Raw genomic sequence first — 7,235 nt, 5'->3', positions numbered from 1 at the left:
TACATGCTCCTTGAGCTACATGTTATGCCTTACACACAAAATTTATGACAGGCCCCACGTTGACCGCCGCCGTGGCAACCACGACGGCACAGATTGCAAAGACCGGCAGAATACGTTTGGGGCCGTTTATGGTCATTTTAAATATTGGACCTTTAGCGGGATATAGCAGTCTGGATCAGCTTTCACTTCGTCCTGCAGTTCGCGCACGAAGTTCTCCATCTGACCATGCAGATTGATGCAGCCCGCGCTGCCCGGGTGCGTGCCGCCATGAATGAAGAAACCTCCGCGATTGAACGTCGTTGTGGAGGGAAATACATGGATAGTAATCCGGTGGACCCCCATGCTGCCGTCGGCGCGATGTTGTACCAGCGATTGGTCCACATCTGCGACGGCTGAAGCCAATAGTCGCCCTCGGGAATTGGGCCTTCCTGATGTTCCTGTTGCCTGTTTGGCGAATAGTCAAAGCTGCCGTCCGGCAAAGGACGGCCCGACACAGCCCGGTAGAAATAGAAGCGCTTGCCACCTGTCAACCTCAGCCAATGCCCATCGAAGGCTAGCACCAGCCTTGAACGTTTGCAGCCGGGTAACATCGGATAACTATGTTCCGACACGTACACATTGCTCATGGATCCCTCTGCGATCACCCAAGAGGTTTCAGACTATCCGCAGCCCGATGGCAACTTGTGTAAATTTGTCAGAAACACGGCTCCTTTTCCCAAACGGCTCTCAGCAAGACAGCCGCCATTGCGACTTGCTGGCCACACCTGTATAAATATACAGTATAGTATCCCGTTGCGAGCTGGCTCCTGGCGTGCGTCTCCGCCGGCCAGCCGCACTGAACTTGCGCGGTCGCGAGGCGTCCGTGAGAGGTGGCCCACTCATTCAGACGGTCGGAAAAATTGGCATCTAACGGCACTATCAAGATTCGCGGCGCACGCCAGCACAACCTCAAGAACGTCGATCTAGACGTACGAACCGGCGAAATGACGGTCGTCACCGGCCCGTCCGGTTCCGGCAAGTCGAGCCTGGTGTTCGACACGCTGTATGCGGAAGGGCAGCGGCGCTACGTCGAAACATTCAGCGCTTACGCGCGGCAGTTTCTCGACCGCATGGACCGGCCGCAAGTCGACCGCGTCGACGGCGTGCCGCCGGCCATCGCGATCGACCAGACCAATCCGGTACGCAGTTCGCGCTCCACCGTCGGCACCATGACGGAGCTCAACGATCACCTGAAGCTGCTCTACGCGCGTGCCGCCGAACTATTCGACCGCAAGACGGCTCATCTGGTGCGTCACGACACACCGGAAACGATCTACGCCGAGTTGCTTGAACGCACGGCGCAAAACGAACCGCGGCTCGTCGTCACGTTCCCGGTCGAGTTGCCGGAATCCGCGTCGGAGCAGGAAGTGGAGCAATGGCTGTCGGCCAGCGGCTACACGCGCGTGCAGGCGCAGCGCGAAGTCGATTCGCCTACCGGCAAGCGCAAGCTGCTCGACGTGGTGGCCGACCGCTTCCGGCTGCGCTCGGTGGACAAGCAGCGGGTGGTCGAGGCAATCGAGGCTTCACTCAAGCGCGGCGGCGGGCGCGTCAATATTTATGTGCTGCCGGCGTCGCCGGAAGGGCCGGAAAGCCAGGAAGCGGAACCGCAAATCTGGCGTTTCTCCACCGGCTTGCACAGCCCGGAAAGCGATCTGCGCTACGCCGACCCGCAGCCCGCGCTGTTCTCGTTCAACTCGGCCTACGGCGCGTGCGAAGTCTGCCGCGGCTTCGGCCGCGTGATCGGCGTCGACCTCGGACTGGTGATTCCTGACGCGCGCAAGACGCTGCGCGACGGCGCGATCAAGCCCATGCAAACGCCCGCATGGAAGGAGTGCCAGGACGATCTGATGCGCTACGCGGCGAAAGCCGATATCCGTCGCGGCACGCCGTGGGGTGAGTTGACGGACGCCGAGCGCGACTGGGTCATCAACGGCTCGCCGGACTGGAACGGCAAGTGGCAAAGCCACTGGTACGGCGTCAAACGCTTCTTCGAGTATCTCGAATCGAAAGCGTACAAGATGCATATTCGCGTGCTGCTGTCCAAATACCGCAGCTATACGCCGTGCGAAACCTGCGGCGGCGCGCGCCTGAAAACGGAATCGCTGTTGTGGCGCCTGGGTAGCAAGGCGAATGCGAACGACGTGTTGCCGGCAGACAAGCGCTTCCTGCCGCGCGGCGTCGACTGGACTCGCGGGCAGCTCGAAGCGTTGCCGGGTTTGACCGTACACGATCTGATGCTGATGCCGATCGAGCGCATCCGGCGTTTCTTCGACGAAATCAGCTTGCCGAGCGCCTTGCTCGACGACGCGCTCAAACTGCTGCTCGCCGAAGTGCGCACGCGCCTCAAGTATCTGTGCGACGTCGGCCTTGGCTATCTGACGCTCGACCGGCAGAGCCGCACCTTGTCGGGCGGCGAGGTGCAGCGGATCAACCTGACCACGGCGCTTGGCACCTCGCTCACCAAGACGCTGTTCGTGCTCGACGAACCGAGCATCGGCTTGCATCCGCGCGATCTGAACCGCATCGTCGAAGCCATGCACCGGTTGCGCGATGCGGGCAATACGCTGGTGGTGGTCGAGCACGATCCCTCCGTGATGCTCGCGGCGGATCGTCTGATCGATATGGGTCCGGGGCCGGGCGAGCGCGGCGGCTCGATCATTTACGACGGCGCGCCCGAGGCGATCCGTTCGTCAGGCACGCTCACTGGCGAGTACCTCGGCGGCCGGCGGCATGTGGCCGACGCGGCGCATTGGTCGCAGCGTCCCGTGGATGCCGCCACGCCGCGCATCGTGCTCGAAGGCGCGACGGAACACAATCTGCGCGATGTCACGGTGGAGATTCCGTTGGAGCGGCTCGTCTGCGTGACGGGCGTGTCGGGTTCCGGCAAGTCCACGCTGCTGCAAGACGTGCTGTATCCGGCCATGGCGCGGCACTTCGGACTCGCCACGGAATCGCCGGGCGCATTCAGGAGTCTGAGCGGCGCAGATCAGGTCACCGACGTCGTGTTCGTCGACCAGTCGCCGATCGGCAAGACGGCGCGCTCGAATCCTGCGAGTTACGTCGGTGCGTTCGACGAGATCCGCAAGCTGTTCGCCAAGGCGCCGCTCGCGCAGCAGCGCGGTTACGGCCCCGGCATGTTCAGTTTCAATTCGGGCGAAGGTCGCTGCCCGACCTGCGGCGGCTCGGGCTTCGAACATATCGAAATGCAGTTTCTCAGCGACGTGTACTTGCGCTGCCCCGATTGCGACGGGCGCCGTTATCGCGCGGAACTGCTCGAGGTCAAGATCGAGCGCGGCGAACCGGCGCGCGCGCTGAGCATTGCCGACGTGCTGGAATTGACGGTGAGCGAAGCCACCACATACTTCGCTAAAGATGCCGAAGTATTGCGCGTGCTACAGCCGATCGTCGACGTGGGTCTCGAATACGTGAAGCTCGGCCAGCCGGTGCCTACCTTGTCGGGCGGCGAAGCGCAGCGGCTCAAGCTCGCCGGTTTCCTCGCGGAATCCGCGCAGACGCGGACCGCGCGCAGCGCGAAGCAAACAGTCGCGAAGCGTCTGTTCATGTTCGACGAACCGACCACGGGCCTGCACTTCGACGACATCGCCAAGCTGATGCAGGCGTTCGGCAAGCTACTCGCAAGCGGCCATTCGCTGATCGTGATCGAACACAATCTCGACGTGATCCGCGCGGCCGACTGGCTGATCGACCTCGGTCCCGAAGGCGGCGACGGCGGCGGCCGCGTGCTGTGCGCGGGCACGCCGGAAGACGTCAAAACGTGTCCGGAGTCGCATACCGGCGAAGCCTTGCTGCAATACGACCGCGCCATGGGCGCGGCGGCCGAGCCGGCGTCGCAAGGCATTCCGCTGCAAAAGGCGCTGAGCGCCGCGCGCGCGCGCCGGGCGATCGAAGGCGAGGACGTGGTGCGCATCGTCAATGCGCGTGAGCACAACCTGAAATCGCTGGACGTGGATATTCCGCACGGCAAATTCAACGTGATTACCGGCGTGTCCGGTTCGGGCAAGTCCACGCTCGCTTTCGACATTCTGTTTCACGAAGGGCAGCGCCGTTACCTCGAATCGCTGAACGCCTACGCGCGTTCCATCGTGCAGCCGGCGGGGCGTCCCGAGGTCGACGCGGTGTACGGCATTCCGCCGACCGTCGCGATCGAACAGCGGCTCTCGCGCGGCGGCCGCAAGAGTACGGTCGCGACCACGTCCGAGGTGTGGCACTTCCTGCGTCTGCTGTATGTGAAGCTCGGTCTGCAGCATTGCATTCACGACGGCACGCCGGTCACGTCGCAAAGCGTCGAATCGATCGCGGCGCAGTTGCTGCGCGATCACAAAGGGCAGCATGTCGGGTTTCTGGCGCCGCTGGTCGTGAACCGTAAAGGCGTCTACACGGATCTGGCGAAGTGGGCGAAAGCGCGCGGCAATACCCATCTGCGCGTGGATGGCGAATTCGTGCCGGTGGACCCGTGGCCGAAGCTCGACCGTTTCCGCGAACATACAATCGAGTTGCCGGTGGCCGATCTCGTCGTGTCGCCGGACAATGAAACTGAATTGCGTCGGGCGCTCGATCAGACGTTGGAAGTCGGCAAGGGCGTGATGCATCTGCTGGCGCCTTTGGACGGTTTGCACGATGCGATCAGCGGCGGCCGCGCCACGGCGAAACTCGGCGCGGTGAAGGTGCTGTCCACCAAGCGCGCGTGTCCGACGTGCGGCACGAGTTATCCGGAACTCGATCCGCGCATGTTCTCGTACAACAGCAAGCATGGCTGGTGTACGACCTGCGTCGGCACGGGCCTCGCGCTCACGCGCGAACAACGCGCGGTGTACGACGATACGATCGTCGTCGACGATAATCGTGGCCGCGAGCAAAGTCTGCCGTCGGAAGAGCAGGAGCCCGAAGGTCTCGTGGACGAACCGTGTCCGGATTGCGCCGGTACGCGTCTGAATCCCACGGCACGCGCGGTCACGTTCGACGCGCAGGCGATTGTCGATGTCGCGCAATGGACCGTGTCCGACACGCGCGCCTGGATCGACACGCTGGAGATGACGGGGCGCGATGCGGAAATCGCGCGTGACGTGGTGAGCGAAATCGGCAGCCGTCTGCAGTTTCTCGAAGAAGTGGGACTCGGTTATCTGAGTCTCGATCGTGCGGCGCCGAGTCTGTCGGGCGGCGAAGCGCAGCGCATCCGGCTTGCCGCGCAGCTCGGCAGCAACCTGCAGGGCGTCTGCTATGTGCTCGACGAACCGACTATCGGTCTGCATCCGCGTGACAACCAGATTCTGCTGAACGCTTTGCGCAAGCTCGGCGAAAAGGGCAATACGCTGGTGGTGGTCGAGCACGACGAGGACACGATCCGGCGTGCTGATCACATCATCGACATCGGGCCGGGCGCCGGCAAACGCGGCGGCACGCTGGTCGCGCAGGGCAGTGTGGCGGATCTGTCGGCGCAGCCCGATTCGCTGACCGGACAGTTTCTCGCGCAACCCATCGTGCACCCGTTGCAGCCGCGTCGCGAAGTGGTCGCGCCGGGCAAGCGCACGGCCGCGGTGCCGGAGAACTGGCTGACCGTGCATGGCGGCAAGCTGCATAACTTGCGCGACGTTACGGTCGGCATTCCTTTGTCGCGACTCGTCGCGGTCACTGGCGTCAGCGGTTCCGGCAAATCGACGCTCGCACGCGACGTGCTGATGACCAACCTGCTGGATGCCGTCGGACGTTCGGTGTTGTCGTCGCCGGCCACGCGGCGCGCGCGCGCGGCGGCCGAAGAAAAACCGGCGGCGAACCGGCGTTCCAGCGTGCTGGCGCGCACGGCGCCGCGCGCGCCGCTAAACGTGACGCATGCATGGCAAGGCTGCGATTCGATCACCGGCTGGGAAACCATCGACCGTGTACTCGAGGTCGATCAAACGCCGATCGGCAAGACACCGCGTTCGTGTCCGGCCACTTACATCGGCGTGTGGGACGCAATCCGCAAGCTGTTCGCCGGCACGCTCGAAGCGCGCGCGCGTGGCTATACGGCCTCGCGTTTCTCGTTCAACACCGGCGAAGGCCGTTGCCCGGCTTGCGAGGGGCAGGGCGTGCGTACCATCGGCATGAGCTTCCTGCCCGATGTGAAGGTGCCTTGCGACGTGTGTCACGGACAGCGCTTCAATCCGGAAACGCTCGCGGTCACGTGGCGCGGCAAGAATATCGGCGACGTACTGACCATGGAAATCGACGAAGCGGTCGAGTTCTTTGCGCCCATCACGAACATTGCTCATCCATTGCAGTTGATGAAAGACGTCGGGCTCGGCTACCTCACGCTGGGTCAGCCGTCGCCTACGCTGTCCGGCGGCGAGGCGCAACGTATCAAGCTCGTCACTGAATTGAGCAAGGTGCGCGATGACATCACACGGCGCGGGCAGAAGCCGCCGCATACGCTGTATGTGCTGGACGAACCGACCGTGGGCCTGCATATGGCCGACGTCGCCAAGCTGATTCGCGTGCTGCATCGTCTCGCGGACGGCGGCCATAGCGTCGTTGTGATCGAGCACGATCTGGATGTGATCGCCGAGGCGGACTGGATCATCGACCTCGGTCCGGAAGGCGGCGTAGGTGGCGGCTCGATTGTCGCTGCTACGGACCCCGAAGGACTGTCGCGCGTCGCGGCAAGTCATACCGGCGTTGCGTTGCGGCCGGTTCTCGCACGATCGCGCAACGACAGTGCTGTCGTGGCGGGCGAGGGCACGAACGGTTAATGCAGCAGAGCGGCGCGATCAACGTTGCGCCGCTCCTGCTTGCTCGTTTGTTGAGCGCGCAGAAGTTTGCCGGCGCACGATTCACTTCTAGCCAAGTCATTCAGTCCGCGCGAAATTGCGCTGTACAGCCCATCAACGTCGCGCCGATGCCACTCTGCCCGTCATCACTGGCATCGTTGGCTTAATGTAATTTATTGGAATTGTTTTGTAATTCAATTTAGCGCGTAATTGGGATGCATATATAAAGTGTCGTAAATTCCGCTAAATTTTTTTTAAAGGCTTCTGGCCTTCTGCTATCGTCTCGCCTTCGGTGCGGTCACTCTCCGGCGCCCGACCACCACGACAAACTTCCTGCCTGTGGTCCACGCAAGCCATGCTGCCAGGCGTCTAAAGGCCTGCCCAGTAGGGCTTCCGCGTCAGGATCAGTCGTTCGGCCAGCAGCTTTTCGTG

Annotated in this window: 2 protein-coding genes; one reads left to right on the top strand and one right to left on the bottom strand. The window is 62.8% G+C overall.

The genetic code is table 11. The annotated features are described in order from the left end of the window. Window positions 1-132: 132 nt before the first annotated feature. Window positions 133-402, bottom strand: a complete 270-nt coding sequence (locus ACFSNN_RS41255) for a L,D-transpeptidase family protein (protein ID WP_244322757.1) — start codon at window positions 400-402, stop codon at window positions 133-135. A gap of 467 nt (window positions 403-869) precedes the next feature. Here ACFSNN_RS41255 and uvrA point away from each other — a divergent pair, with 467 nt between their 5' ends. Continuing rightward, the gene (uvrA, locus tag ACFSNN_RS41250) at window positions 870-6,785 is read left to right on the top strand and encodes an excinuclease ABC subunit UvrA (RefSeq protein ID WP_244322756.1); all 5,916 of its coding nucleotides are present in this window, start codon (window positions 870-872) and stop codon (window positions 6,783-6,785) included. Window positions 6,786-7,235: the final 450 nt, after the last annotated feature.

The organism is Paraburkholderia dipogonis, from assembly GCF_042680985.1.
Lineage (GTDB): Bacteria > Pseudomonadota > Gammaproteobacteria > Burkholderiales > Burkholderiaceae > Paraburkholderia > Paraburkholderia phytofirmans.
This window is presented reverse-complemented; position numbering and strand designations above follow the sequence as displayed.